This window comes from Phenylobacterium sp. (assembly GCF_030697305.1).
GTDB lineage: Bacteria > Pseudomonadota > Alphaproteobacteria > Caulobacterales > Caulobacteraceae > Phenylobacterium.
The window spans coordinates 1-25,088 of sequence record NZ_JAUYQL010000048.1 but is presented as its reverse complement, the minus strand read 5'-3'; the positions used below and the strand labels follow the sequence as shown (position 1 = coordinate 25,088).

24 protein-coding genes and 1 other RNA gene are annotated in these 25,088 nt (G+C 69.1%); 21 read left to right on the top strand and 4 right to left on the bottom strand.

Features of this window, described 5'->3' with window-relative positions:
- Positions 1 to 6: 6 nt before the first annotated feature.
- The gene (locus tag Q8R27_RS05770) at positions 7 to 1,125 is read right to left on the bottom strand and encodes an Mrp/NBP35 family ATP-binding protein (protein ID WP_305698110.1); all 1,119 of its coding nucleotides are present in this window, start codon (positions 1,123 to 1,125) and stop codon (positions 7 to 9) included.
- A 122-nt stretch (positions 1,126 to 1,247) separates the two neighbouring features.
- Here Q8R27_RS05770 and hflK point away from each other — a divergent pair, with 122 nt between their 5' ends.
- The 3 genes from hflK to Q8R27_RS05755 all read left to right on the top strand — a co-directional run bounded on the left by hflK (position 1,248) and on the right by Q8R27_RS05755 (position 3,822).
- Positions 1,248 to 2,459: an FtsH protease activity modulator HflK gene (gene hflK / locus Q8R27_RS05765; protein ID WP_305698109.1), complete on the top strand. Its 1,212-nt coding sequence runs from the start codon at positions 1,248 to 1,250 to the stop codon at positions 2,457 to 2,459.
- Positions 2,456 to 3,346 carry a protease modulator HflC gene (gene hflC, locus Q8R27_RS05760; RefSeq protein ID WP_305597569.1) on the top strand — a complete coding sequence of 297 codons (891 nt, stop codon included), beginning with the start codon at positions 2,456 to 2,458 and terminating at the stop codon, positions 3,344 to 3,346. Before hflK ends, hflC begins: the two co-directional genes overlap by 4 nt.
- Positions 3,347 to 3,438: 92 nt before the next feature.
- Positions 3,439 to 3,822 carry a VOC family protein gene (locus Q8R27_RS05755; RefSeq protein ID WP_305698108.1) on the top strand — a complete coding sequence of 128 codons (384 nt, stop codon included), beginning with the start codon at positions 3,439 to 3,441 and terminating at the stop codon, positions 3,820 to 3,822.
- A 147-nt stretch (positions 3,823 to 3,969) separates the two neighbouring features.
- On the opposite strand, the gene Q8R27_RS05750 is transcribed toward Q8R27_RS05755, so the two are convergent.
- A complete protein-coding gene (locus tag Q8R27_RS05750; RefSeq protein ID WP_305698107.1) occupies positions 3,970 to 4,641 on the bottom strand; it encodes an HAD family phosphatase in 672 nt (223 codons plus the stop codon).
- A 4-nt stretch (positions 4,642 to 4,645) separates the two neighbouring features.
- Entirely contained in the window at positions 4,646 to 5,560 is a 915-nt protein-coding gene (gene serB / locus Q8R27_RS05745; protein WP_305698106.1) for a phosphoserine phosphatase SerB, read from the bottom strand.
- Between serB and miaA the strand changes: the two genes are divergently transcribed.
- The 18 genes from miaA to flhA all read left to right on the top strand — a co-directional run bounded on the left by miaA (position 5,538) and on the right by flhA (position 24,548).
- Complete coding sequence (gene miaA, locus Q8R27_RS05740; protein ID WP_305698105.1) at positions 5,538 to 6,461, top strand: tRNA (adenosine(37)-N6)-dimethylallyltransferase MiaA; 924 nt, start codon at positions 5,538 to 5,540, stop codon at positions 6,459 to 6,461. The two genes, serB and miaA, sit on opposite strands and share 23 nt — an antisense overlap.
- Positions 6,458 to 7,246, top strand: coding sequence for a TSUP family transporter (locus Q8R27_RS05735; protein ID WP_305698104.1), 789 nt, complete (start codon positions 6,458 to 6,460; stop codon positions 7,244 to 7,246). Before miaA ends, Q8R27_RS05735 begins: the two co-directional genes overlap by 4 nt.
- Positions 7,247 to 7,252: 6 nt before the next feature.
- Positions 7,253 to 8,188, top strand: coding sequence for a glycosyltransferase family 2 protein (locus Q8R27_RS05730; protein ID WP_305698103.1), 936 nt, complete (start codon positions 7,253 to 7,255; stop codon positions 8,186 to 8,188).
- Positions 8,189 to 8,249: 61 nt separating this feature from the next.
- A complete protein-coding gene (locus Q8R27_RS05725) occupies positions 8,250 to 9,209 on the top strand; it encodes a hypothetical protein (protein WP_305698102.1) in 960 nt (319 codons plus the stop codon).
- Positions 9,210 to 9,398: 189 nt separating this feature from the next.
- A complete protein-coding gene (locus tag Q8R27_RS05720; RefSeq protein ID WP_305698101.1) occupies positions 9,399 to 11,207 on the top strand; it encodes an acetolactate synthase 3 large subunit in 1,809 nt (602 codons plus the stop codon).
- Between the two features lie 19 nt (positions 11,208 to 11,226).
- Positions 11,227 to 11,631: a GFA family protein gene (locus Q8R27_RS05715; RefSeq protein ID WP_305698100.1), complete on the top strand. Its 405-nt coding sequence runs from the start codon at positions 11,227 to 11,229 to the stop codon at positions 11,629 to 11,631.
- 76 nt (positions 11,632 to 11,707) lie between these two features.
- Entirely contained in the window at positions 11,708 to 12,256 is a 549-nt protein-coding gene (gene ilvN, locus Q8R27_RS05710; protein WP_305597215.1) for an acetolactate synthase small subunit, read from the top strand.
- A gap of 13 nt (positions 12,257 to 12,269) precedes the next feature.
- Complete coding sequence (locus tag Q8R27_RS05705; protein WP_305698099.1) at positions 12,270 to 13,196, top strand: hypothetical protein; 927 nt, start codon at positions 12,270 to 12,272, stop codon at positions 13,194 to 13,196.
- Positions 13,197 to 13,221: 25 nt separating this feature from the next.
- Positions 13,222 to 13,586, top strand: a transfer-messenger RNA (tmRNA) gene (ssrA, locus tag Q8R27_RS05700).
- 111 nt (positions 13,587 to 13,697) lie between these two features.
- Positions 13,698 to 14,192 carry an SspB family protein gene (locus tag Q8R27_RS05695; RefSeq protein ID WP_305698098.1) on the top strand — a complete coding sequence of 165 codons (495 nt, stop codon included), beginning with the start codon at positions 13,698 to 13,700 and terminating at the stop codon, positions 14,190 to 14,192.
- Between the two features lie 4 nt (positions 14,193 to 14,196).
- The gene (locus tag Q8R27_RS05690; protein ID WP_371134655.1) at positions 14,197 to 14,979 is read left to right on the top strand and encodes a C13 family peptidase; all 783 of its coding nucleotides are present in this window, start codon (positions 14,197 to 14,199) and stop codon (positions 14,977 to 14,979) included.
- Between the two features lie 86 nt (positions 14,980 to 15,065).
- Positions 15,066 to 17,210, top strand: coding sequence for a serine hydrolase (locus Q8R27_RS05685; RefSeq protein ID WP_305698097.1), 2,145 nt, complete (start codon positions 15,066 to 15,068; stop codon positions 17,208 to 17,210).
- A 134-nt stretch (positions 17,211 to 17,344) separates the two neighbouring features.
- A complete protein-coding gene (gene fliF, locus Q8R27_RS05680) occupies positions 17,345 to 18,976 on the top strand; it encodes a flagellar basal-body MS-ring/collar protein FliF (protein WP_371134654.1) in 1,632 nt (543 codons plus the stop codon).
- Entirely contained in the window at positions 18,973 to 20,004 is a 1,032-nt protein-coding gene (fliG, locus tag Q8R27_RS05675; RefSeq protein WP_305698096.1) for a flagellar motor switch protein FliG, read from the top strand. Before fliF ends, fliG begins: the two co-directional genes overlap by 4 nt.
- A 49-nt stretch (positions 20,005 to 20,053) precedes the next feature.
- Positions 20,054 to 20,701, top strand: a complete 648-nt coding sequence (locus Q8R27_RS05670) for a flagellar assembly protein FliH (RefSeq protein WP_305698095.1) — start codon at positions 20,054 to 20,056, stop codon at positions 20,699 to 20,701.
- Between the two features lie 3 nt (positions 20,702 to 20,704).
- Entirely contained in the window at positions 20,705 to 21,043 is a 339-nt protein-coding gene (gene fliN, locus Q8R27_RS05665) for a flagellar motor switch protein FliN (RefSeq protein WP_305698094.1), read from the top strand.
- Between the two features lie 28 nt (positions 21,044 to 21,071).
- Positions 21,072 to 22,445: a sigma-54-dependent Fis family transcriptional regulator gene (locus Q8R27_RS05660; protein ID WP_305698093.1), complete on the top strand. Its 1,374-nt coding sequence runs from the start codon at positions 21,072 to 21,074 to the stop codon at positions 22,443 to 22,445.
- Between the two features lie 90 nt (positions 22,446 to 22,535).
- On the top strand, positions 22,536 to 24,548 hold the full coding sequence (flhA, locus tag Q8R27_RS05655; RefSeq protein WP_371134656.1) for a flagellar biosynthesis protein FlhA: 2,013 nt from the start codon (positions 22,536 to 22,538) through the stop codon (positions 24,546 to 24,548).
- Positions 24,549 to 24,607: 59 nt separating this feature from the next.
- On the opposite strand, the gene Q8R27_RS05650 is transcribed toward flhA, so the two are convergent.
- On the bottom strand, positions 24,608 to 25,088 hold a 481-nt coding region (locus Q8R27_RS05650), incomplete at its 5' end, for a GNAT family N-acetyltransferase (protein ID WP_305698091.1).

Sequence of the window (25,088 nt, the reverse complement as noted above, 5' to 3'; positions counted from 1 at the left end):
CGGAGCTCACGCCAGCTTGCGGGCGATCTCGGCGAAGGCCTTGGCGGCGGGGCTGTCGGGGAAGTCCAGGATGAACGGCCGTCCGGCGTCGCAGGCGGCGCGCAGCGCCGTCTCCAGCGGGATCTCGCCCAGGAACGGCACGCCCAGTCGCTCGGCCTCGGTCTTCGCCCCGCCTTCGCCGAAGATGTAGATCGGGGCGCCGCCAGCCGGATCGGCGAAGTAGGCCATGTTCTGGATGACGCCCAGGATCGGCGTCGCGGTCTTGGCGAACATCGCAGCCGCCCGGCGCGCGTCGATCAGCGCGATCTCCTGAGGGGTCGAGACAACGACCACCCCGTCCAGCTTCAATTTCTGCACCAGCGTCAGCTGAATGTCGCCGGTGCCCGGCGGCATGTCGACCACCAGCACGTCCAGCGGCGCGTCCTCGCTCCCCCAGGCGACGTCGTGGGTCATCTGCCGCACGGCGGACGAGGCCATCGGCCCACGCCAGATCATCGGCGCGCCCTCGTCGACCAGGAAGCCGATGGACATGACCTTCATGCCCCACGCCTGCAGCGGGTGCAGCTTCTTGTCGGGCCCGAACGCCGGCTCGCCTTCGACGCCCAGCATGCGCGGGGCCGAGGGGCCGTAGACGTCGGCGTCCAGCAGGCCGACAGCCAGGCCCATCTGAGCAAACGCCGCGGCCAGGTTGACCGCGATGGTCGACTTGCCCACCCCGCCCTTGCCGCTGGCGACCGCGATCACCCGGCGCACGTAGGCCGGGCGTTCGACGTCGGGAGGCGGCGGCGCAGCGGCCTGGGGATCTTGCGAGACCCGCGCCCCCTTGCGAACCCGGGTCACGCCTGGCGCCGGCGGGGCTGGCGCCGGGGCTTCGCTGGTCAGCACCACCTGGGCCCTGTCGACGCCAGGCGCTCCGGCCAGGGCGCGTTCGGCGGCCTCGCGCACCGGCGCGTAGAGTTCGGCGTCGGCGGCAGGGACCTCCAGCATGAAGGCCGCGCGGCCGGGCGACAGCACGAGGCCTCGCACGAGGCCCGCGGCGGACAACCCCAATCCAGATCGCGGGTCGCGCACGCCGTCCAGCGCGGCCAGCACTTCAGCGCGATCGGGACCCTGCGAGGTATTCATGCGCGGCTATGTCTTGCTTTGACCATCAAGGGGTCTCATATCCGGGCGACAGCGCCGGTTTACAAGCCCCTCCGGGCCGACGACGCAGCCGCGCGGGACATACGAACGAGACGCGACGGCTTATGCCCTGGAACGACAATGCCAATCCCGGCCCCTGGGGCTCGCCCCCGCAGGGGGACGACGGTGATCGCCGCAATCAGTCCCGACGCCCGCAAGGGCCAGGACGCGGTCCACGCCGCCCTGAAGGCTCCGACCTGACCGCGGCGCTGGAGCGCCTGCAGCGGCGGCTTCGCGGCCTGTTCGGCGGTCCCGGCGGCGGCGGTGTTCGTCCCGGCGCGGTGGTCGCCATCGCCGGCGTCGCATTCGCGCTCTGGGCCGCCTCCGGCATCTATGTGATCCAGCCCAACGAAGAAGGCGTGGTCACCACCTTCGGGTCCTATTCGCGCTCCGAGACGCCGGGTCTGCGCTACCACCTGCCCGCGCCGCTGGAACGGGTCGAGAAGGTCGCGGTGACCAGCCTGAACCGCATCGACGTCGGCGGCTCGGCCGGCGCGGACATCCCCGAAGAAAGCCTGATGCTGACCGGGGACGAGAACATCATCGACCTGGACTTCAGCGTCACCTGGCGCGTGTCCGACGCGTCCAAATACCTGTTCACCCTGCGCTCGCCCGAAGACGCGGTGAAGGCCGTGGCCGAGAGTTCGATGCGCGAGGTGATCGGCAAGACGCCTCTGCAGCAGGTGCTGACCCGCGGCCGCGGCCAGGTCCAGCTGCAGGCCGCCGAACTGATGCAGCGCACGCTCGACGGCTGGAGCGCCGGCGTGAACGTCGTCGAAGTGCAGATCCGCAGCGCCAACCCGCCGCAGGAAGTGGTCGCCGCGTTCCGTGAAGTCGCCAACGCCGGACAGGACGCCGAGTCGGCGATCAACGAAGCCAACACCTATCGCAACCGGGTGATCAATGAAGCCAAGGGCGACGCCTCGCGCATCACCCAGTCGGCGCAAGGCTACCGCGAACAGGCGGTGCGCGAGGCGCTGGGCGACTCTGCGCGCTTCAACCAGATCCTGGTGGAATATCGCCGCGCCCCAGCCGTGACCCGCGAACGCTTGTATCTGGAGACCATGCAGAGGGTGCTCGCCCGGTCCAACAAGGTCATCGTCGACGGCAAGGGCGCGTCCGCGCCGATCATTCTGCCGCCCGACGTCTTCCGCGCGCGCGCCCAGACCGCGCCGTCACGCTCGCTCGATCCGGCCGCGCCTGGACCGACGCCGCAGGCGGCCCCGATTCCGGTCCCCGTTCCGGCTGCGCCAGTCGACACCGGAGTAAGCCCATGAACCGCCGCCTCACCGGCTGGGCGATCCTGGCCATCCTCGTGGTGATCGTGCTCGCCAACACCCTGTTCGTCGTCGAACAGCGTGAGCAGGCTCTCGTGCTCCGCTTCGGCGAGCCCGTGCGGGTGATCAACCAGCCCGGCCGCCAGCAGGCGGGCCTGCACGCCAAGGTCCCGTTCATGGAGAACGTGAAGAAGTTGGACCGCCGCAACCTGTCGCTGGAAGCCGATCAGGAAGAGATCATCGCCGCCGACCAGGAGCGCCTGGTGGTCGACGCCTTCATCCGCTACCGCATCAACGACCCGCTGCAGTACTATCGTACCCTGCGCGACGACCGCACCGCGGCCGACCGCATCGAGCGACTGCTGAATTCGGCGTTGCGCCAGACCCTGGGTTCGGCGACCTCCAACGAGATCATCTCCGGGCGCCGCGCCGAGCTGGTCCGCCAGACCCGCATCGACGTCAGCCGGCGCGCCGCCTCCTCGCGCCTGGGGATCAGCGTCATCGACGTGCGCATCAAGCGCGCCGACCTGCCCGCCGCCAACCAGGCCGCCGTCTACCGCCGCATGCAGACCTCGCGTCAGCAGGAAGCCGCGCAGATCCGTGCGGTCGGCGAGCAGCAGAAGCGCGAGATCATCGCCTCGGCCGACAAGGAAGTGGCGATCACCTTGGCCACCGCCACCGAAGTCGCCGAAAGCACCCGAGGCGAAGGCGACAGCCAGCGGACGAGGATCTTCGCCGACAGCTTCGGCAAGGACCCGAGCTTCGCAAGCTTCTACCGCTCGATGCAGGCCTATGAGGCTTCTCTCGGCCAGGGGGACACGACGATGGTGCTCTCCCCCGACAGCGCCTTCTTCCGCTACTTCGACCGCGGGCCCGGCGCCAAGTAGGCGCCCGCCCCTCCCGGCGAGAGCCGGATTCGACAGGTTGGAGGAACGCCTCAGATCGACCTATCCTGCCTCCGCATCACGGAGCGGTCGTCATGAGCGTGCAGTTGAACCACACCATCGTCTGGTGCAGCGACAAGCACCGGTCGTCGGCGTTCCTGGCCCAGATGCTGGGCCGGCCGGATCCGGTGGCGTTCTACCATTTCATGGTGGTGGAGATGGACAACAGCGTGTCGCTCGACTTCTACCAGCAAGACGAGGCCGTCACCGTCCAGCACTACGCCTTCCTGACCAGCGAGGCCGAGTTCGACGGCGTCTTCGCGCGCATCGAGGCGCGCGGCCTGGAGTACTGGGCCGACCCTGCCCGCACGCGTTCGGGTGAGATCAACCGCAATGACGGCGGTCGCGGCGTCTACTTCCTCGACCCCGACGGCCACGTGTTGGAAGTGATCACCCGGCCGTATGGGGCGTCGGGCTGACGTAACGCCCCCTCCGTCACGCCCCAAGCGGGGCGCGCCGCCTCCCCCGTTGCACGGGGAGGAGCGAAGTGTGCAAGCTCCTCCCTTGCGAAGCGGGGGAGGTGGATTTCGCCGCAGGCGAAAGACGGAGGGGGCATGCCCCCTCGCTCAAACGCTCGCACCGTCGCGCAGCAGCGCCTCGACCTCGTGCAGGTCGGCCGCGATGCGCACGCAGAGGGCCTGCATCTCTTCGGTCGGATCCAGCAGGTCCGGCACCATGATGGTCATCATCCCGGCGGCGTGGGCGGCGCGCACCCCGTTGTGCGAGTCCTCCAGCGCCAGGCAGTCGGCCGGATCGACGTCCAGGGCCTCAGCGGCGCGCAGGAATGGCTCCGGGTGCGGTTTTCCGTGGATGATCACGTCGCGGGTTATCAGCGCCCGGAAGCGTGGGACGAGGCCGCTCGGTCCAAGCGTCCGCCCCACCGACTCCAGGCTCGACGAGGTAGCGATGGCGCACGGCAGGCCGATCTGGTCCAGGTGATCCAGCAGCTCGACCACGCCGGCCTTCAGACAGGCTCCAGCCACAAGCGCCTCGTGCATGCGCTCGCGGACCTCGTCACGAAAGCCCTCCAGCGAGAACGACGACCCGAAGTGCTCGAGCAGGATCAGGTCGCTTGCCGCCTGCGGCAAACCGACCATGCGCTGGAAGGTCTCGAACGGCAGCTCGCCGTCGATGCCGGCCGCGGCGCCCTGCAGCGCTGCGAACACCAGGGTTTCGCTGTCGACCAGCAGGCCGTCCATGTCGAACACCACGGCGCGGACGGGACGCGGCAGGCTCATCGCCTCAGTCCGTGACGAATTCGGCGGCGCGATAGCCCTGGAAATAGAGCAGAGCGGTCAGGTCGGCATGGTCCACCTTGGCGTCGGCCTGCGCCGCGACGATCGGCTTGGCGCGATAGGCGACGCCCAGGCCAGCCGCCTCGATCATCGCCAGGTCGTTGGCCCCGTCGCCGATCGCCAGGGTCGCCGAGAGCGGTGCGTCGACCCCCGCGGCCTCGTACTGCAGGGCCGAGAGCTTGGCTTCACGACCGAGGATCGGCTCACCCACCGTGCCGTCCAGGGCGCCTGCCCCCTCGCCCAGCGTATTGGCGCGATCGGCATGGAAGCCGGCCGCCTTTGCGACCCGTCCGGTGAAGAAGGAGAAGCCGCCGGAGACCAGCACGCAGCGCGCGCCGCCCGTCCCCATGGTCCGAACCAGCGTCCGCGCGCCTGGGTTCAGCCGCACCCGCTCGTCGTAGGCCTGTTGAAGCGCGCCAAGCGGCAGGCCCTTGAGCATCGCCACCCGCTCGCGCAACGCGCCCTCGAACGCCAGTTCGCCGCGCATCGCCCGCTCGGTGATCGCTGAGACCTCGGCCTTGACGCCGGCGAAATCGGCGAGCTCGTCGAGGCATTCGCAGCCGATGATGGTGGAATCCATGTCGGCGATCAGCAGCCGCTTGCGCCGCCCGTCCCAGGGCTGCACGCAGATGTCGACCGGGCGTCCGATCAGGGCGGTTTCGGCGGCGGCGCGGACCGCGGCGATGTCCTCGCCCTCGATCAACAGGTCGATGGCCCCGGGGCCCAATGCGCGGGGCTCCTTGACGCGCGCTCCGGCGCCTGCGAGCGCTGCGGGCAGGATGGACACGGCGGCGGCGCCGGCGTCCGGGTCGGGGCTGACGAGGGTTAGGGCGAGCTGCATGGAGCCCCGCATCTGGCTCATCGCCGGCCCCACCGCAAGCGGCAAGTCGGCGCTCGCCCTGGCGCTGGCGCGCGAGACCGGGGCCGAGATCCTCAACGCCGATTCCATGCAGCTCTACGCCGATCTGCGCGTGCTGAGCGCGCGCCCCGACGCCGCCGAGGAGGCCCAGGCGCCTCACCACCTGTTCGGGATCGCCGACGCCGCCGAGGCCTGGTCGACGGGTCGCTGGCTGCGCGCCGCGACGCAGGTGCTGGACGAGCTCGCCGCGCGCGACAAACCTGCCGTCGTGGTCGGGGGGACGGGCCTCTACTTCCGCGCGCTAACCGACGGCCTGGCCGAGATCCCGGTGGTTCCCGGCGCGGCGCGGCTGGCCGCCGAGGCGCGCTACGACACGAGCGGCGAGGACGCGGTGCGCGACGATCTGCGCACGCTGGATCCCCAGGCGCAGATGCGCATCGCGCCGGGCGATCGGCAGCGGCTGGTCCGCGCCTTGGAGGTGGCCCGCTCGACAGGCCGCTCGATCAGCGACTGGCAGGCCGACACACAGCCCGTCCTCGCCTCCGGCTCCTGGCGCGGGGTGGTGCTCGACCCGCCGCGCGAGGCGCTCTACGCCCGTTGCGACGCACGCTTCGACTCTATGTTGGCGGCCGGCGCGCTCGAAGAGGTGCGCGCTTTGGCGTCTCGCAACTTGGACCCCGCGCTGCCAGCCATGGGCGCTCTGGGCGTTCGCGACCTGGCTGCGTATCTGGCCGGGACGGTCTCGCTCGAAGACGCCACGACCCGCGCCAAACAGGCGACGCGCCACTACGCCAAGCGCCAGCTCACCTGGTTCCGCAACCAGACGGGGGACTGGCCCAGGCTCACCGCCACCCAGCCTGAAGAGCAGTGGGCGCAGCTCCGTGACCAGGCCTTCGACCGATGACCCATCTGGCCCCAGAGATCATCGCACTTTTGGCCTTGGCTGCGACGGCGGCCGGCTTCATCGACGCCATCGCCGGCGGCGGCGGGCTGATCACCGTCCCGGCGCTGCTGGCCGCGGGGATCAACCCGGTGGCGGCGCTGGCCACCAACAAGGTGCAGTCCAGCGTCGGCACGGCCTCGGCTGTGTGGAATTTCTGGCGAGCCGGTCGCATCGATTTCAATGCGTTGAAGATCCCGATCCTGGCGACGGCCGCCGGCGCGTTGCTGGGAGCGGCCGTCCTCAGCGTCGCCGACACCCGATGGTTGATGGTGGTGCTGCCGGTGTTGCTGGTGGCGATCGCGCTGTATTTCCTGTTCGGCCCCAAAGTCAGCGACGCCGACTCCCACGCGCGCCTGACGCCGCTCGCCTACGCTTCTGTGGCCGCCGCCATTGGCTTCTACGACGGCTTCTTTGGCCCCGGCACAGGCTCGTTCTTCGCGCTCAGCCTGGTAACCCTGATGGGGATGGGCCTGACCCGCGCCACCGCCCACACCAAGGCGCTGAACCTGACCAGCAATATCGTCGCCATGGTGGTGTTGGCCGGCGGAGGCCACGTGCTGTGGGTGGTCGGGGCGGCGATGGCGGCGGGACAGTTCATCGGCGGCTACCTGGGCTCGCACGCCGCCATGCGCTGGGGCCATTCGTTGATCCGCCCGCTGCTGGTGGTGATTTCGCTGGCGATGACCGCCAAGCTGCTGCTCGACCCGGCGAACCCGCTGCGGGCGATCGTGCAAGGATGGTTCTGATCAGGCATGAGCGAACCGCGGATCAGCATCGTCATCCCCACCCAGCGCCGGCCGGGCGGTTTGGCCGTGGCCATGCGCTCCGCCCTCGCCCAGACCGGCTTCGAAGCCGGCGCGTTGGAGCTGGTGGTGGTCGACAACGACGTCCGGCCCTCGGCGCAGGCGCAGGTCGAGGCGCTGGCCGCCGAGGCGCCGTTCCCGGTGATCTACCTGCACGAGCCGCGCGCCGGGGTCGCCAACGCCCGCAACGCCGCGCTGGGCCTCGCGCGCGCGCCGTTGATCGCCTTCCTCGACGACGACGAGGAAGCGCCGGCAGGCTGGTTGGCCGCGCTTGCTGAGGCCCAGGTAGGGTTCGACGCCGACGCGGTGTTTGGTCCGGTGCGCGGCCGCCTTCCGCCCGGCGTCACGCGCCACCGCGCCTATCTGGAGGCGTTCTTCTCACGCATCGGTCCCGCGGAGGCTGGGCTGATCGCCCACTACTACGGCTGCGGCGACAGTCTCTTGCGCCGCGCGTCGCTGCCGGGCGGCGACCAGCCGTTCGACGCGACCCACAACCAGACCGGCGGCGAGGACACCTTGATGTTCGCGGCCATGCAGGTCGCCGGCGCGCGCTTCGCCTGGGCGCCGGAGGCCTGGGTGTGGGAGGACCCCGCGCCGTCGCGGCTCACCCTGCGCTACACCCTGGCGCGCGCCTTCGCCTATGGGCAGGGGCCGTCGGCGGCTTGCGCGGCGAAGACGCCGCCGGACGTTCCCGGGATCGCCTACTGGATGGCGGTGGGCGTGTGCCAGGCGCTCGCGTTCGGCATGCTCGCCGCAGTGAAGGCGATCCTGCGTGCGTCGGACGCCGCCGACACCCTCGACCGCGCCGCTCGCGGCCTCGGCAAGGTGCTTTGGTGGGGCCCGTTCAAGCTGAAGTTCTACGGGGCTGCGCCTTCGGGCGTCTGACCGGTTCCGGAATTGCTTCTCCGTCTCGCTCAAGCGGCGAACCGACGAGGAGCGTGCCAGAATGGACCCGACCAGCGCGCCCGATGGGCAGAACGCGGCCCGCCTGTATGACACCGCTCCGCCATCTGCGCCCCGATCCGGCCTGCGCGCGCTTAAGGCCGGCCTAGCCGACACGGCCAGCGGCCTGTTGCTGCCGGCGATGAAGCGCCTCGCGCCCGATCATGTGGGCGGCGAGACGCTGGACGAAGCGCTGGCTGTGGCCCAAGCGCTGGGCGGGCGCGGCCTGGCCAACACCCTCGGCTTCTGGGACACGCCCGCCTACGCGCCCGAACAGGTCGCCTATGTCTACCGCCAGGCCATCGCCCGTATCGGCGAGGCGGGCGGGAACGGCTATGTGTCGATCAAGCCGCCGGCGCTGCGCTTCGACTCCGCCGTCGCCCGCGAACTGGCGCGCGCCGCGCGCGATGCGGGGGTGCGACTGCACTGCGATTCCCATGGGATCCAGGTCGCCGACCTGACGCTGGCCTTCGCGAGCGACCTTGCCCATGAGCTGCCGCCCCATCTGATCAGCGTAACCACGCCCGGGCGGTGGTCGCGCAGCCTCGCCGACGCGAAGCATCTGCTGGAGCGCGGCGTCGGCGTGCGGATCGTCAAGGGCGAGTGGCCGGACCCGGACGATGCTGCGCGGGACATGCGCCAGGGTTTCCTGGAGCTGGCGCAGGGCGTGGCCGGCGCGCAAGCCCACGTCGCCATCGCCAGCCACGACGCGGCGCTTTCCGCTGAGGCGATTTCACGGGTGCAGCAAGCCGGCACGCCCTGCGAACTGGAGCTGATCCACGGCCTGCAGACCGATGGCCTGCTCAGCGTCGCGTCCGAGGCCGGCGTCGCCGCACGGATCTATGTCCCGTTCGGCCGAGGCTTCGTGCCCAGCGCGCTGCGCATCCTGCGCCGCAACCCGGGGCTGGCGATGCAGATGCTGACGTCGATGATCACGCCCTGGCGCGCCACGGCTCGCGCTTGACGCCTTCCAAGCGCCGTGCGACATCGTCGCGATCATTTCGGAGACTGCAATTGCGCACTATCCTCGTACTCGTAAGGCGACCACGCGCGGACTGACGTAGAACGTCAGCCGACAGCGGTCGCTTGCCCAGGCCCCTCGCGGGCCTTTTTTATTGCCCAAAGCTTTGTCGCCCAAACCCAGGTCCGGACCATGACAGCCCAGCAGACCATCACCGCCGAAGCCGACGCCAAGCCCCAGGATGCGACGATGACCGGCGCGGAAATCCTCGTGCGCGCCCTGATCGACCAGGGCGTCGAGGTGATCTTCGGTTATCCCGGCGGCGCGGTGCTGCCGATCTATGACGCCCTGTTCGCCGAGCCCCGGCTGCGCCACGTGCTGGTGCGCCACGAGCAGGGTGCGACCCACGCCGCCGAGGGCTACGCCCGCTCCACCGGCAAGCCCGGCGTCGTCCTGGTCACCTCCGGCCCCGGCGCGACCAATGCGGTCACCGGCATCGTCGATGCGCTGATGGACTCGATCCCGCTGATCGTCATCACCGGCCAGGTCGCCACTCACCTGATCGGCACCGACGCCTTCCAGGAATGCGACACCATCGGCATCACCCGCCCCTGCACCAAGCACAACTACCTGGTGAAGAGCGTCGAGGAGCTGCCGCGCATCGTCCACGAGGCGTTCCATATCGCCACCTCGGGCCGCCCCGGCCCGGTGGTCATCGACATGCCCAAGGACGTGCAGTTCGCAGCCGGGATCTACAAAGGCCCGAAAGAGGTCGAGTTCGCGCACGGCTACCACCCGCGCACCAAGGCCGAGCCGTCGCGTATCGCCGAGGCCGTGGCCATGATCGCCCAGGCGCGCCGCCCGATCCTCTATACTGGCGGCGGGGTCATCAACTCCGGCCCCCGCGCCGCCGAACTGCTGCGCAAGTTCGCCGAGATGACCGGCGCGCCGGTGACCTCGACCCTGATGGGCCTGGGCGCGTTTCCGGCGTCCGACCCCAAGTGGCTGGGGATGGTCGGCATGCACGGCTCGTTCGAGTCCAACAACGCGATGCACGACTGCGACGTGATGATCGCGGTCGGCGCGCGCTTCGACGACCGGGTCACCGGCCGGCTGGACGCGTTTGCGCCCACCTCGCGCAAGATCCACATCGACATCGACGCCTCGTCGATCGGCAAGAACGTGCGCACCGACATCGCCCTGGTCGGCGACGCCGGTTCCGTGCTGGAGGACCTGATCGCGGCGTGGGAAGCGCGCAAGCTGTCGATGGATCAGGCCGCCATCGCCGAGTGGTGGCGCCAGATCGAGACCTGGCGGGCGCGCGATTCCTTCCGCTACCGCAAGGACGACAAGCTGATCCAGCCGCAGCACGCCATCCAGCGGCTGTACGAACTGACCCGCGGCAAGGACGTCTACATCACCACCGAGGTCGGCCAGCACCAGATGTGGGCGGCGCAGTTCTTCCACTTCGACGAGCCGAACCGCTGGATGACTTCCGGCGGCCTGGGCACCATGGGCTACGGCCTGCCCGCCGCGGTCGGCGTGCAGATCGCCCACCCGAACAGCCTGGTCATCGACATCGCCGGCGACGCCAGCGTGCAGATGACCATGCAGGAGATGTCGACGGCCATTCAGCACGATCTGCCGATCAAGATCTTCATCTTGAACAACGAGTGGATGGGCATGGTGCGCCAGTGGCAGCAGTTACTGCACGGCGAGCGCTACTCGCACTCCTATTCGTCGTCCCTGCCGGACTTCGTGAAGATGGCCGACGCCTTCGGCTGCGTCGGCCTGCGCGCCGACCACCCGGACGAACTGGACGACAAGATCCGCGAGATGATCTCGGTCAACCGCCCGGTGCTGTTCGACTGCCGGGTGACCAAGCTGGAGAACTGCTTCCCGATGATTCCCTCGGGCAAGGCGCACAACGAGATGATCATGGCCGAGGAAGCCCGCGACCTCGGCTCGATCATCGACGACGCCGGCAAGCGGCTGGTTTAGGCGGGCGGAGGCCTCGGGAATGCTGAAGACCTATCACGGCAGCTGCCATTGCGGGTCGGTGCGCTACGAGGCGGACATCGACCTCGCGGCCGGCACGGGCAGATGCAACTGCTCGATCTGCACCAAGACTCGGACCTGGACGGCGATCGTGCAACCCAACGCGTTCCGTCTCCTGGCAGGTGAGGACAAGCTCAGCGATTATCAGTTCGGCACGAAGAGCAGTCACGGCCTGTTCTGCCGCGACTGCGGCGTCCGCTCCTTTAGCCGCGGCTACGTCGAGGAGATCGGCGGCGATTACGTGTCGGTAAACGTCAACTGCCTCGACGACGCGACGCCCGAGGCGCTGATCGGTGCGCCGGTCCGCTACATGGACGGCCGTCACGACAACTGGTTCGAGCCGCCGGCCGAGACGCGCCACCTGTAAAGCCCGACGTTGCGGCGGCCGTCGGCTTGTGACAGGTCGTGGCGCAGAGATTTCACAGAAAACCGCGTGCGCCCCCATGCCCGATCCCCAGCCGGCCTCCGTCTACGACCTCGACCATGCGGTGGAGGCCGAGAACCTCGCCACCTATGCGGTGCTGGTGGACAATGAGCCGGGCGTACTGCACCGGCTGGTCGGGCTGTTCGCGGCGCGGGGCTACAATATCGAAAGCCTCACCGTCGCGGAGACTGATCGGCGCGCCCACACCAGCCGCGTGACCATCGTCACCCGCGGCACCCTGCAGGTGCTGGCCCAAATCGAGGCGCAACTGGAGAAGATGGTCTCCACCCGCCACGTGCAGGACGTCACCCGCGACCCGAACGGGGTGCAGCGCGAGCTGGCGCTAATCAAGGTGCGCGGCAGCGGGCCCGACCGCGTCGAGGCGTTGCGCGTCGCCGACATCTTCCGCGCCAAGGTGATCGACACCACCCAGGAGAGCTTCGTGTTCGAACTCACCGGCGCCTCGTCGAAGATCGACAAGTTCGTCGACCTGATGCGCCCGCTGGGGCTGGTGGAACTGTCGCGCACCGGCGTGCTTTCCATCACCCGGGGCGCCGAGGCGATGTAGGAGGCCAGCCGCCATGCCGCGCGCCTGGGGACGTTCGATCTCGCTGGGCCTGCTGCTGGCGGCCACCCTCGCCGAGGCCGTGAGCGCCCAGGTCACCCTGCGGCGGCGGCCGCCACCGCCGCCGCAATCGCAGGCGCCGGCCGGAACGCCGGCCTGGGAAGCCCAGGTCTGGCCCTTCCCCGCCCCCGATCCGAAAAGCTGGTGGGACGACGAGCGGCCCAAGCCCGCGGAGGCCGCCGATCCGCTGGGCGGGCGAAAGCTGGCCGCCCGCGAACGCCTGACGGCGGTCGACAGCGGCGTGGAGCCGACACTATATCGCCTGTGGGGCCTGCCGCCGCTGCAGACCCAGGTGTTGCGCCAGGGCGAGCTGATCCTGGAGGTGTGGACCAGGCCCGCCGGGAGCGTGCGCCAGACCGTGACCCGCATCACCGTGCGTCGCGACGGCCAGGCCTTTGTCCAGGCGCGCGCCGGCCTCGCCTGCTGCGAGCCGGGGATCGCACGCCGGGTGGGCTTCGACGCCGCCCTGCCCGACGGCGCGGCGAGCACGTTCCTGGCGCTGCGTGAGCATCCGATGTGGAACGCGCCGCGCGACGTGCGCGTGGTTGAGAGCGGCGGGTCCAGCGACGCCATCTGTGTCGACGGCGTGGCCTACGACGTGACCCTGGTGGTCCCAGGGCGCTCGCGCTCGCTCAGACGCGCGTGCGACAGCGCCGAGTTCGGCCAGATCGCCGATGCGCTCGAACCGGCCTTGCGCGCCGCGGCCGGGCACGAGCCGCGCATCGACGTGCTGTTCCCGAGGATCGACTTCAGCGGCGCGCGCGACGCCTACCGCAGTCTCGTGGAAGGCGGCGGGACCCTGAAGGCCGCACCCGACGCGCGCGCACAGCCGCCGACCTTCGAACCCGCGCCAGAAAACACCGCGCCCGCGCCCCCAGAGTGAGCGGATTGTCGCCGCTGACACACGCAGCCTTCTAATCCGCGGCCCACGCGCCTATATTGGGGGGGTCAGGGTTCGCCCTGACTATGGAGATAAACGCGCACGTCATAAGCGGACTGGACCCGGGTGCGATTCCCGGCGGCTCCACCAATCTTCCTTTCCGGGTATCGCCGGAAAGCGCGGGGCCGATCAGCATCGACAGACGTCTAAAGGTGTTGCTTTCTCTCGGCCTTGCCCACCGTTCCGGGCCTTAAACTAAATGCGAACGATAACTTCGCTGAAGAGGTTCGCCTCGCCGCGTAATGTGGCGGGTCGTTTCTCGACCTAAAGCCCTGATGTCTTAGCAGCGTCAGGCGGGGCTCGGAGGGGGCCTGGCAACAGAACCCCTCCACTTTCCTTCACCGACAGCCGCCCATCAGAATAACGCGCACCTACGCGTCGAGCCGGCTTTTCGCGGAGCGTTCGACGCGTTACGCTTCGCGCCTTCCGACCAACGGAGTTCCCATGGCGCAGGATCCGCCCGCCCAGGATCTGATGCACTACGAAGCGATGGCCCAGGACGCCATGCGCGGCGTGGTGAAGGCTGCGCTGAAGAAGGCCGCGGCGCCCGAAGGTCTGCCCGGCGCGCATCATTTCTACATCACCTTCCGCACCGACGCCCCCGGCGTCTCCGGCCCCACCGATCTGCTGTCGAAGTACCCGGACGAGATGACCATCGTCCTGCAGCACCGCTATTGGGACCTGGCCCCCGGCGAGACCTTCTTTTCGGTGACCCTGCATTTCGGCGGTCAGCCCAAGCGCCTGTCCGTGCCCTACGCGGCGCTCACCCGCTTCTACGATCCCAGCGTGCAGTTCCTGCTGCAGTTCGAGCCGCCCGGCGGCGCGGCCGCTTCTGCGCCCTCTGCGGTCGCTGGCCCGAGCGAGGTCGCGAAACCCGCCGCGGAGCCCGCGGACGGAGAGGCCAAGATCGTCTCCCTCGACCAATTCCGGAAAAAGTGACGCGGTGATCCGCCCGCTGCGCCTCATGCTCGCCGCCGCGCTTGCACTCGTCGTCCAGGCGACGCCGACGCCGACGCTGGCCGCGGGGCCTTTTGAGGATTGGGCTGCGGTGGTGGTGGCCGGCGACTGGCACGCCCATTCCGGCGGTCCGTCCGAAGCCTTCGACAACGCCCGGCGCGACGTCTCGCGTGCTCTCACCGGCATGGGCTTCTCGCCGGCCAACGTGCGCCAGTTCTCGGTACGCCCCGAACGCTACAGGGACACCCGCCCGCTCAAGTCTGACCCCAAGGCGATCTACGAGGCCCTGAACGAGGTGGCGGGTCGGGCGACCGGCGGTTGCCTGGTCTATTTCAGCTCGCACGGCGCGCCGCAGGGCGTGGTCGTCGATCAGAATCTGCTGGCGCCGGCGCTGCTGGGTGCGATCCTGGATCGGACCTGCGCCAACCGACCAACCATCGTGGTCATCTCGGCATGCTTCTCGGGCGTGTTCATTCCCGAACTCGCCCGGCCGAACCGGATGATCCTCACCGCCGCCCGCCCCGACCGCACGTCGTTCGGCTGCGGTGAGTCCGACAAGTACCCGTATTTCGACGATTGCTTCCTGCAGTCGGCGGGCGCCGCCCACGACTTCCCCGAGCTGGCGACCCTCGCCCAGGCTTGCGTCGCGGCGCGCGAGCTGAAGGAGGGCATGCAGCCGCCGTCTGAGCCGCAGGTGTGGATCGGGGCGGCGCTGCGGCCGATGCTGCCGCTCTATACCTTCGAACTGCACACAGCCGCGTCGCGCTGACATGCGTCGCGGGCCTTTGCCGACTCTGTCGGGCGCCCTACAAGACGTCGCTCCCTAGACGCCCAGCGCACGCGGAAAATCCTCCGATGAGTCGCCTCGCCAAAGCCGCCGTCGCCGTCCTCGCGGCGCTGTTCGTCTGTCCACCCCTGCTGTCGGCTCAAGAGGCGACGGCTCCGGCGGCTGCGACGCCCGCCGTTCCCAGCGCACCCATCCCCTACACCCAGCTCCGACCCAAGCCCGCCCCCGTGCGCCGCGCGGCCCCTGCCCGCCCCGCCACGACCAAGCTCCAAGCGCCGGCGCCCGTCGTCCCGACCGTGGTCGGAGCCCTGCTGCCGACCACCGCCCAAGGCGCACGGCTCGCGACTGGTGAAGCGCTGCCACCGGGCGAACTGGAACCGTTCGTCGACGGCCTGGTGCGCGACGCCATGGCCGCCGACCACATCGCCGGCGTCACCGTCGCGGTCGTGCAGAACGGCCAGGTGGTGATGAAGAAGGGCTATGGGTTCGCGAGCCTTTCGCCTGCCCGCCGCGTCGATCCCGACCGCACGCTGTTCCGCCTGGGATCGATCTCCAAGACCTTCACCTGGATCGCCCTGATGAAGGAGGTCGAGGCCGGCCGCATGGGGCTGGAGGCGCCGATCAATCTCTACCTGCCGGAGCGGCTGCAGGTGCGCGACCAGGGCTTCACCCAACCGGTGCGCGTGCGCCAGCTGATGGACCATTCCGCCGGATTCGAGACCCGCCAGCTCGGCCACCTGATGGAGCGACGCTACGAGCGCGAGCGGCCTTTGCAACAGTATCTGCGCCAGGAGCGGCCGCGCCGCGCCCGCGCGCCGGGCGAGGCCTCGACCTATTCCAACTACGGCGTGGCGCTGGCCGGGGCCGCCGTCTCCTATGTCGCCGACAAGCCGTTCGAGCGTTTGGTGGAGGACGAGATCTTCGTACCGCTGGGGCTGTCGCGCACCACCTTCCGCGAGGCGCGGCCGGTCCGTCAGGGCCTGCCGGGACCGATGTCCGCGGCGCAGGCCGCCGGGCTCTCCGATGGCTATCGCTGGGTCGGCGGCCACTTCGAGGCGCGGCCGTTCGAATACATGGGCCACATCGCGCCCGCCGGCTCGGCTTCGTCCACCGCGGGAGACATGTCTCGCTACATGCTGATGTTGCTCAACAACGGCACTTTGGAGAACGCCACGGTGTTCGGGCCGGTCGCAGCGCGCGCCTTCCGCACGCCGCTTCGCCGCACCGCGCCGGGCATCAACGGCTGGGCGCATGGCTTCGTGGTCTATGATCTGCCGGGCGGCGTGCGCGGCTACGGCCATGACGGAGAGACCCTGTCGTTCCGCACCCGAATGGTGCTGGCGCCCGCGTTGGGCCTGGGGGTGTTCATCGCCGCCAATACTGAGACCGGCGCGCGGCTGACGCAGGAGGCGCCGGAGGCGCTCATCCGGCATTTCTATACCGGTGACCAGTCGTTCCCTCGGGCCGGCGACCCGGCTTTGGCCCAGTCCGCCCACCTCTACGATGGGTACTATCTCCCGGCCGGCCGCGCGCGGGGCGGCCTTGAAGCGTTCGTCGACATGTTGCGTGGCGGCGTCTCTTCCCAGGTGACCCCGGCTGGGCGACTGCTATTGGGCGGGCGCGAATGGACACCCGACGGCGACGCGAGACAGGGCCGCTTCATCGACACGATGGGTAACCAGCGCCTGGCGTTCAACGTCGAGAGCGACGGGCGCACCTTCCAGGATTCGTCGGGCGGCGATCTCTTCGAACGCGCCGGGTTCTGGCGGCGTCCGCCGACGCTGGCGCTGCTGGCCGGTCTGACCGCTCTGGCGGCTCTGGCCACGCTGGGCGGCGTGGTGACGCGCGACCGCCGCGAGTTCCGCCAGACCAGCATCCAGAGCCGTATCGCGCTCCTGCAGAACACGCAGGCGGCCCTTTGGCTCACCGCCATCGCCCTGTTCGTCGCTTGGGCGGCGAAGACCGGCGACGCCGCCGAGGTGATGTACGGTTGGCCGCATCCGTTCCTGGTGATCGCCTCGGCCTGCGCGCTGGTCGCCGCGGCCCTCACCGTGGCCACGGTGGTGACCCTGCCGGCGGTGTGGCGCGGCGGGCGGCGGGTCGATAGCTGGACGCCGCTGCGCAAGGCTGGCTTCACGCTGACCGTGCTGATCTACGGCGCGTTTTCCGCGGTCCTGTGGACCTGGGGCGCCCTCAGCCCCTGGAGCGGCTGACCGGCGCAATTCGCCGATCGCTAGGTAATTACTGTCCCGCTTAAACGCCCCGTTTACCAAGCACTGGGTAAATCCTGCCTAGCGTCGGCGATCTCCTGATCGCGCGAGCGCCGTTGCGCAGGGAGACTCCAGGCTTGAACCAGTTTGCGGCGATGGTTCAGCGGTTCGGAGTCGGGCGTCTGATGGCGATCCTCGGCATCGGCGCCGGCGTCGCCGCGGCCCTGGTCGCCCTGACCATGAACCTCGGCCAGCCCAAGGCCCTGCTCTACTCGAACCTCGACATGAAAGAGGCCGCCTCAATCACCCAGGCGCTCGACCAGTCGGGCGTGAAGTACGAGGTGAAGGGCGACGGCGCGACGATCATGGTGCCGCGCGACGAGGTCGCCTCCACCCGGCTGATGCTGTCGGGCAAAGGCCTGCCGACCTCCGGCTCGGTGGGTTACGAGATCTTCGACCAGTCGAACGCGCTGGGGCAGACCGACTTCGTCCAGCAACTCAATCGCCAGCGCGCCCTGGAAGGCGAACTGGCCCGCACGGTGCGCAGCCTGGACGGCGTGACCTCGGCCCGTGTCCACCTGGTGCTGCCGAAGCGCCAGCTCTTTGAAGAAGAAGTCGATCCGCCGAGCGCCGCGGTGACCATCGGCGTCGGCGCCCGCGAGCCAGGCAGCGAGCAGGTCAAAGCGATCCAGAACCTGGTCGGTGCGGCGGTTCCGGGCCTGAAGCCCGAGCGGGTCACCGTAGTCGACCAGCACGCCAACACGCTTTCCGGCCCCACGGACGGTTCGGAAGCCGCCGACGGCCGCAAGAACGAATACGAGCAACGCATCGCCAAGACCGTGAAGAACTTGGTCGAGGGCGTGGTCGGGCCAGGCAAGGCGCGGGTCAACGTCACCGCCGATCTCGACCAGTCGCGCGTCACGGTCCAGCAGGAGACCTTCGATCCGGACGGCCAGGTGATCCGTTCGGAGTCCACCACCGAGGAAAGCTCCAAGGAAAAGGAGCCGGCGGACAACGGTCAGGTCTCGGCCTCCAACAACATCCCGGGCGGCGTGGGACCCAACGAGGGCGAGGCCGGGTCCTCCGCCGGCCGCACCGAGTCGACCACCAACTACGAGATCTCCAAGACCACCCGCACCGAGATCCAGGAACCCGGCCAGGTCAAGCGCCTGTCGGTGGCGGTCGCCGTCGACGGCGTCACCGCGGCCGGCGCGGGCGGCAAACCGGGCGCCTACACCGCGCGCAGCGCCCAGGAGATGCAGCGCATCGAGCAGCTCGTGCGCACGGCCGTGGGTTTCAGCTCCGACCGCGGCGACCAGGTGACTGTGGTCAATGTCCGCTTCCCTTCAGTTGACGACCAGGACGGGGTGACCGCGGCGAACCCGCTGATGGGCTTCGACAAAAACGACATCATGCGTGGCGTCGAACTGCTGATCCTGGCGATCGTCGCGGTGTTGATCATGCTGTTCGTGGTCCGTCCATTGCTGCGCAGCGCCGGCGGCGCGGGCGGCGGCGGCGGCTTCCTGCCGGGCGTGACCAACCTCGCCACCAGCCCCGGCGGCCAGTCGATGCAGCTCGCTGTCGATCCAGCCACTGGTCAACCGCTGGCCATCGCCGGCCCGCAGGGCGAGCTGGACCAGAAGATCGACATCGCCCGCATCGAGGGCCAGGTGAAGGCGAGCTCCGTCAAGCGGGTCTCGGAATTCGTCGAGAAGCATCCGGAGGAGTCGGTCTCGATCCTCCGCTCATGGCTGCATGACAGCGCATGAGCACGCGGCTGAAGGGCAAGACGATCGTAGACGCCTCGCGTCTCAGCGGCCCGGAAAAGGCCGCCGTGATCCTGCTGTCGCTGGGCGAGGACCACGCGACCATCTGGCGTTCGCTGGACGAGGAGGAGATCAAGGAGGTCTCCCAGGCCATGGCCAGTCTCGGCACGGTCTCGGCGCAAGTGGTCGAGGACCTGCTGGTCGAGTTCGTCTCCGGCATGTCCGGGGCCGGCGCGATCATGGGCTCGTTCGAACAGACCCAGAAGCTGCTCGCCGCGATCATGCCCTCCGAGAAGGTCGAGAACCTGATGGAGGAGATCCGCGGTCCGGCGGGCCGCACCATGTGGGACAAGCTCGGCAACGTGAACGAGGCCGTGCTCGCCAACTATCTGAAGAACGAATATCCGCAGACGGTCGCCGTCGTGCTGTCGAAGATCAAGTCAGAGCACGCAGCCCGCGTGCTGGGGTCGCTGCCCGAGGACTTCGCGCTGGAATGCGTGACCCGCATGCTGCGCATGGAGCCGGTGCAGCGCGAGATCCTCGACAAGATCGAGCAGACCCTGCGCACCGAATTCATGTCGAACCTGGCGCGCACCTCCAAGCGCGACAGCCATGAGATGATGGCCGAGATCTTCAACGCCTTCGACCGCCAGACCGAGGCGCGCTTCATCGCCGCCCTGGAAGAGCGCAGCCGCGAAAGCGCCGAGCGCATCCGCGCCCTGATGTTCGTGTTCGAGGACCTGTCGAAACTGGACCCGGGCGGCGTCCAGACGCTGCTGCGGGCGGTGGAGAAGGACCAGCTCGGCCTGGCCCTGAAGGGCGCGTCCGACGCCCTGCGCGAGATGTTCTTCTCCAACATGTCCGAACGCGCGGCGAAGATCATGCGCGAGGACATGGAGGGCATGGGCCCGGTGCGCCTGAAGGACGTCGACCAGGCGCAGATGAACATGGTCCAGGTGGCCAAGGACCTCGCCGCGAAGGGCGAGATCATGCTGGCCGGCGCCGGCGGCGACGACGAGTTGATCTACTGATGCGCCCGCCCCCCTCCCCTTTCCGCGCCATGGCGCCGAGGTCCGCCCGATGACCCAGGCTCCCCAGAAGTTCGGCTTCGACACCGTGTTCGACGGTCAGGGCGACACGGAGTTCTCAGCGCCCCGCTACAAGCGCCTGTACACGGCCGAGGAGGCCGCGGCCTTGCGCGAGACCGCCTTCGCCGACGGTCGCGCCGCGGCCCTCGCCGAGGTCGCCGCCATGCAGGCGCGGGCGCTTTCGAGCCTCGCCGAGGCCTGCCGCGCCGCCATGCCCAAGCTGGCCGAGGTGGCGCACGGTCACCGCGAAGGCTCCGCCGCCCTGGCGCTCGCCTGCGGGCGGGCGATTGCCGACGCCGCCCTGTTCCGCTTCCCCCACGCCCCGCTGCAGGCGGCGATGGAAGTGCTATCGCGCGAGATCGAGGCGTCCCCCAGGCTGGTCGCGACCGTGTCGCCGGAGCTGGTCGATGGCCTGGAGAGCGCACTCGCCGAGACCGCCCAGGCGATCGGCTATCCGGGCGCGCTGGTGGTGCGGCCGGGCGCCGGCCTCCCGTCCTGCGCCTTCACCCTCGATTTCGGCGACGGATCGGCGAGCTTCGATCCGCAGGCCGCCGCCGAACGCGTTGCCGCAGCCCTCGACGCGGCGCTCGCCGCCGAGGGACTTCACGCTGAACCCCTCATCCCCGGTCACGAGAGTTGAGCCATGTCCGACACTGAACTGAAGCTCGACGAATTCGCTCCCGACGACGGCCCTGCGGCCGAGACGTCCATCGACCTCGAGGAGAAGAACGCCTCGGACCTGGCCCCCGTCTTCGAGGTCCCGGTCAACATCTCGGCCGTGCTCGGCCGCGCCACGATGTCGGTCGCCCAGCTTCTGCAGCTCAGTCAGGGCAGCGTGCTGGAGTTGGACCGCAAGGTCGGCGAGGCGATCGACATCTATGTGAACAACCGCCTCGTGGCGCGCGGCGAGGTCGTCATCGTCGACGAGCGGCTGGGCGTGACCATGACTGAAATCATCAAGGACGGAGACACTGCGGCCTGACGACGGCGCGTGTTCTGGGAGATAATCGATGCGGCTTCTGGTCGTCGGAAAACTGAACGGGCAACTGTCCACCGCCGTGAAGATGGCGATGGCCGCAGGCGCCAAGGTGAGCCACGTGGAGACCATCGCGGCGGCTACGCATGCTTTGCGCGCCGGACAGGGCGCGGACCTGCTGATGGTCGACTACGAACTCGACATCGGTGCCTTGATCGCGGCCAACGAGGCCGAGCGGATCACTGTCCCGGTGGTCGCCTGCGGTGTGGGCGCCGATTCCCAGCGCGCCGCGGACGCGATCCGTGCCGGGGCCAAGGAGTTCATCCCGCTCCCACCGGACGCCGAGCTGATCGCGGCGGTCCTGGCCGCCGTCTCCGACGACAACCGCCCGATGGTGGTGCACGACGATTCCATGCGTGCGGTGATCGCCGTCGCAGACCAGGTCGCGGCCTCCGACGCCTCGATCCTGATCACCGGCGAAAGCGGCGTCGGCAAGGAGGTCATCGCCCGCTACGTCCACCAGAAATCGCGCCGTTCGCAGCGCCCCTACATCACCGTCAACTGCGCGGCGATCCCCGACAACCTGCTGGAAAGCGAGCTGTTTGGCCACGAGAAGGGCGCCTTCACCGGCGCGGTCGCCCGGCGCATCGGCAAGTTCGAGGAAGCCAGCGGCGGCACTCTGTTGCTGGATGAAATCTCCGAGATGGACGTGCGCCTGCAGGCCAAGCTGCTACGCGCCCTGCAGGAACGCGAGATCGACCGGGTCGGCGGGACCAAGCCGGTCAAGATCGACATCCGCGTACTCGCCACCTCGAACCGCGATCTCGCCCAGGCAGTGAAGGACGGCGCGTTCCGCGAGGACCTGCTGTACCGCCTGAACGTCGTCAACCTGCGCCTGCCGCCGTTGCGCGAACGCCCGGGCGACGTGCTGGCGCTGGCCGAGCACTTCGCGCGCAAGTACGCCGCCGCCAACGGGGTTGAGAACAAGACGCTCTCGGCGGAGGCCCGTCGCCGGTTGGCCGGACACCGCTGGCCGGGCAACGTGCGCGAGCTCGAGAACGCCATGCACCGCGCGGTGCTGCTGTCGCCGGGGCCGGAGATCGAGGAGGCGGCCGTGCGCCTTCCCGACGGCCAGCCGCTGAGCGCGCCAGACGCCGGTTCGCGCGCCGCCCAGGCCGCCTCCTTCGCCGCCGAGACCGTCAGCCGCGCCTTCGTCGGCCAGACGGTGGCCGCCATGGAGCAGCAGCTGATCATCGACACCCTGCAGCACTGCCTGGGCAACCGCACGCATGCCGCCAACCTGCTGGGCATCTCGATCCGCACCCTGCGCAACAAGCTGCGTGACTACGGCGACGCCGGCGTCGCGGTCCCCGCTCCGCAAGGCGCAGCCGGCGCCCACGCGGCCTAACGCGGAATGACCGACGCCAGGATCTCAGGCCCCCGCGGCGCGCCTAGTGCGCGCGAGGTGTGGGGCTGGGTGGCGCGCGGCGACGTGGCGATGGCGATCGGCGTCGTCGGCATCGTCGTCCTGCTGATCGTCCCGATCCCGGCGTTCCTGCTGGACACGCTGCTGGCCCTGTCGCTGACCAGCGCCGTGCTGATCCTGATGACCTCGCTGCTGATCAAGCGGCCGCTGGAATTCACCGCCTTCCCGACCGTGCTGCTGGTCGCCACCCTGTTCCGCCTGGGCCTGAACCTCGCCTCGACGCGGCTGATCCTCGGCCATGGGCACGAGGGCACCCACGGCGCCGGCAAGATCATCGAAGCCTTCGGCAAGCTGATGATGGGCGGCAACTTCGTCATCGGCCTGATCGTGTTCATCATCCTGGTGATCGTGAACTTCGTGGTGGTCACCAAGGGCTCGGGACGGATCGCCGAAGTCGCCGCCCGCTTCACCCTCGACGCCATGCCCGGCAAGCAGATGGCGATCGACGCGGACCTGTCGTCGGGACTGATCGACGAGACCGAGGCCAAGACCCGCCGCAAGGAGCTCGAGCAGGAATCGACCTTCTTCGGGGCCATGGACGGCGCTTCGAAGTTCGTGCGCGGCGACGCGGTCGCCGGCCTGATCATCGTGGCCATCAACATCATCGGCGGCATCCTGATCGGGGTGGTGCAGCATAAGGTCCCACTCGGCCAAGCCGCGGCCACCTACACCCTGATGACCATCGGCGACGGCTTGGTCAGCCAGATTCCCGCCCTGATCATCTCCATCGCCGCCGGCTTCCTGGTGTCGAAGGCGGGCGTCGACGGATCGGCCGACAAGGCCCTGGTCGCCCAGCTCGCCATGAACCCGATCGCGCTCGGCATGGTCTCGGCCTCAGCCGGCATGCTGGCGCTGATCCCCGGCATGCCGATCATTCCGTTCGCGGCCCTGGCGGCCGGCGCCGGTTTCCTGGCCTGGAAACGCGCCCAGGATGCGGCCAAGCCGCCGCCCATCGACATCGTTCCAGCCAATACGCCCGTGCAGGATCAGGAAGAGCCGATCAGCCAGTCGCTGGCCATCGACGAGATCAAGATCGAACTTGGCTACGGCCTGCTGCCGCTGATCAACGACCTGGAAGGCCGTCGCCTGACCGACCAGATCAAGGCGCTGCGCCGGACGCTGGCCGCCGACTTCGGCTTCGTCATGCCGGCGGTGCGCATCCTCGACAACATGCGCCTGCCTTCGCAGGGCTACATGATCCGCATCAAGGAAATGGAAGGCGGCGGCGGCGAGGTTCGGCTCGGAGCGCTGATGGCCATGGACCCCTCGGGCGGCCAGGTGGACATTCCCGGCGAGCATATGCGTGAGCCGGCATTCGGCCTGCCGGCCACGTGGATCGACGAATCCCTGAGGGAAGAGGCCACGTTCCGCGGCTACACCATCGTCGATCCGGCCACGGTGCTGACCACGCACCTGACCGAGATCCTGAAGGAAAACATGCCAGACCTGCTCTCCTACGCCGAGGTGCAGAAGCTGCTGAAGGAACTGCCGACCGAGCAGAAGAAGCTGGTCGAGGACCTGATCCCCAGCGTGGTGTCGGCCACCACAGTCCAGCGCGTGCTGCAGGCGCTGTTGCGCGAGCGGGTGTCGATCCGCGACCTGCCGGCGATCCTCGAGGGCATCGGTGAGGCGGCTCCGCACACCCAATCGATCACCCTGCTGGTCGAACAGGTTCGCGGCCGTCTGGCCCGCCAGCTCTCGTTCGCCTATCGCGGGGACGACGGATCGCTGCCGATCATCACGATGTCGGCCGAATGGGAGAACGCCTTCGCCGACGCCCTGATCGGTTCGGGCGATGAGAAGCAATTGGCCCTGGCTCCCTCGCGCCTGCAGGACTTCATCCGCTTGGTGCGCGACAGTTTCGAGCGCGCCGCCCTGGCCGGCGAAAGCGCGGTGCTGCTGACCAGCCCGCAGATCCGCCCCTATGTGCGCTCGATCATTGAACGCTTCCGCGGCCAGACCCCTGTCCTGAGCCAAAACGAAATCCACCCGAAGGCGCGGCTGAAGACTGTGGGTTCGATTTAGCAACTAGATCGTCATCCTCTGGGCTCGCGAGGCGCGAGCCAAGGGGCAATGTGGAGCCCCTAGCCCATCGGCTTGACGAAGATTAACTGCGGCCCGTGGCCTTCTTCGTACCGGTCGCCGGTGTCGATGAAACCGATCTTTTGATAGGCGGCGATGGCCGGGGCGTTGCGAGCGTTCACGGCCAGCATCAACTGGGGTTGCACCGGCCGCTCGCGGGAAAACCATTCTTCCAACAGCGCAATGCACCGTCGGCCGACGCCCTTGCCTTGAAGGCCCGGACGGACGCGGAAACTATGCAGGCTGACGGTGCCGGGCGGCGCCCAGGGGGGGCGACGCAAGCCTTCGCGCAAGACGAAGAAGCCTACGATCTCGCCGGACGGCTCCACCACCGCAAAGCCCTGCTCCAGTCCGACCGCGTCGCTCTCGTTCAGCCGCCCGAAGACCTCGTCCAGGCTGCCTGCGAATTCCTCCTGTTCGGGCGGCAGGCGGATGACCTCCACCACGTCGCGATCGGCGCCGGAAATCGGCTCCAATCTCCAG

What these genes read in the sequence shown, in the direction of transcription:
- Q8R27_RS05725 (WP_305698102.1), top strand. Translation starts at nt 8,250, where the DNA reads ATGGACCCGACCAGCGCGCCCGATGGGCAGAACGCGGCCCGCCTGTAT.
- Q8R27_RS05770 (WP_305698110.1), bottom strand. Translation starts at nt 1,125, where the DNA reads ATGAATACCTCGCAGGGTCCCGATCGCGCTGAAGTGCTGGCCGCGCTG.
- Q8R27_RS05735 (WP_305698104.1), top strand. Translation starts at nt 6,458, where the DNA reads ATGACCCATCTGGCCCCAGAGATCATCGCACTTTTGGCCTTGGCTGCG.
- miaA (WP_305698105.1), top strand. Translation starts at nt 5,538, where the DNA reads ATGGAGCCCCGCATCTGGCTCATCGCCGGCCCCACCGCAAGCGGCAAG.
- Q8R27_RS05750 (WP_305698107.1), bottom strand. Translation starts at nt 4,641, where the DNA reads ATGAGCCTGCCGCGTCCCGTCCGCGCCGTGGTGTTCGACATGGACGGC.
- Q8R27_RS05705 (WP_305698099.1), top strand. Translation starts at nt 12,270, where the DNA reads ATGCCGCGCGCCTGGGGACGTTCGATCTCGCTGGGCCTGCTGCTGGCG.
- ilvN (WP_305597215.1), top strand. Translation starts at nt 11,708, where the DNA reads ATGCCCGATCCCCAGCCGGCCTCCGTCTACGACCTCGACCATGCGGTG.
- fliG (WP_305698096.1), top strand. Translation starts at nt 18,973, where the DNA reads ATGAGCACGCGGCTGAAGGGCAAGACGATCGTAGACGCCTCGCGTCTC.
- hflC (WP_305597569.1), top strand. Translation starts at nt 2,456, where the DNA reads ATGAACCGCCGCCTCACCGGCTGGGCGATCCTGGCCATCCTCGTGGTG.
- Q8R27_RS05695 (WP_305698098.1), top strand. Translation starts at nt 13,698, where the DNA reads ATGGCGCAGGATCCGCCCGCCCAGGATCTGATGCACTACGAAGCGATG.
- Q8R27_RS05685 (WP_305698097.1), top strand. Translation starts at nt 15,066, where the DNA reads ATGAGTCGCCTCGCCAAAGCCGCCGTCGCCGTCCTCGCGGCGCTGTTC.
- Q8R27_RS05660 (WP_305698093.1), top strand. Translation starts at nt 21,072, where the DNA reads ATGCGGCTTCTGGTCGTCGGAAAACTGAACGGGCAACTGTCCACCGCC.
- hflK (WP_305698109.1), top strand. Translation starts at nt 1,248, where the DNA reads ATGCCCTGGAACGACAATGCCAATCCCGGCCCCTGGGGCTCGCCCCCG.
- Q8R27_RS05755 (WP_305698108.1), top strand. Translation starts at nt 3,439, where the DNA reads ATGAGCGTGCAGTTGAACCACACCATCGTCTGGTGCAGCGACAAGCAC.
- Q8R27_RS05670 (WP_305698095.1), top strand. Translation starts at nt 20,054, where the DNA reads ATGACCCAGGCTCCCCAGAAGTTCGGCTTCGACACCGTGTTCGACGGT.
- serB (WP_305698106.1), bottom strand. Translation starts at nt 5,560, where the DNA reads ATGAGCCAGATGCGGGGCTCCATGCAGCTCGCCCTAACCCTCGTCAGC.
- Q8R27_RS05720 (WP_305698101.1), top strand. Translation starts at nt 9,399, where the DNA reads ATGACAGCCCAGCAGACCATCACCGCCGAAGCCGACGCCAAGCCCCAG.
- Q8R27_RS05715 (WP_305698100.1), top strand. Translation starts at nt 11,227, where the DNA reads ATGCTGAAGACCTATCACGGCAGCTGCCATTGCGGGTCGGTGCGCTAC.
- Q8R27_RS05730 (WP_305698103.1), top strand. Translation starts at nt 7,253, where the DNA reads ATGAGCGAACCGCGGATCAGCATCGTCATCCCCACCCAGCGCCGGCCG.
- fliN (WP_305698094.1), top strand. Translation starts at nt 20,705, where the DNA reads ATGTCCGACACTGAACTGAAGCTCGACGAATTCGCTCCCGACGACGGC.
- flhA (WP_371134656.1), top strand. Translation starts at nt 22,536, where the DNA reads ATGGCGATCGGCGTCGTCGGCATCGTCGTCCTGCTGATCGTCCCGATC.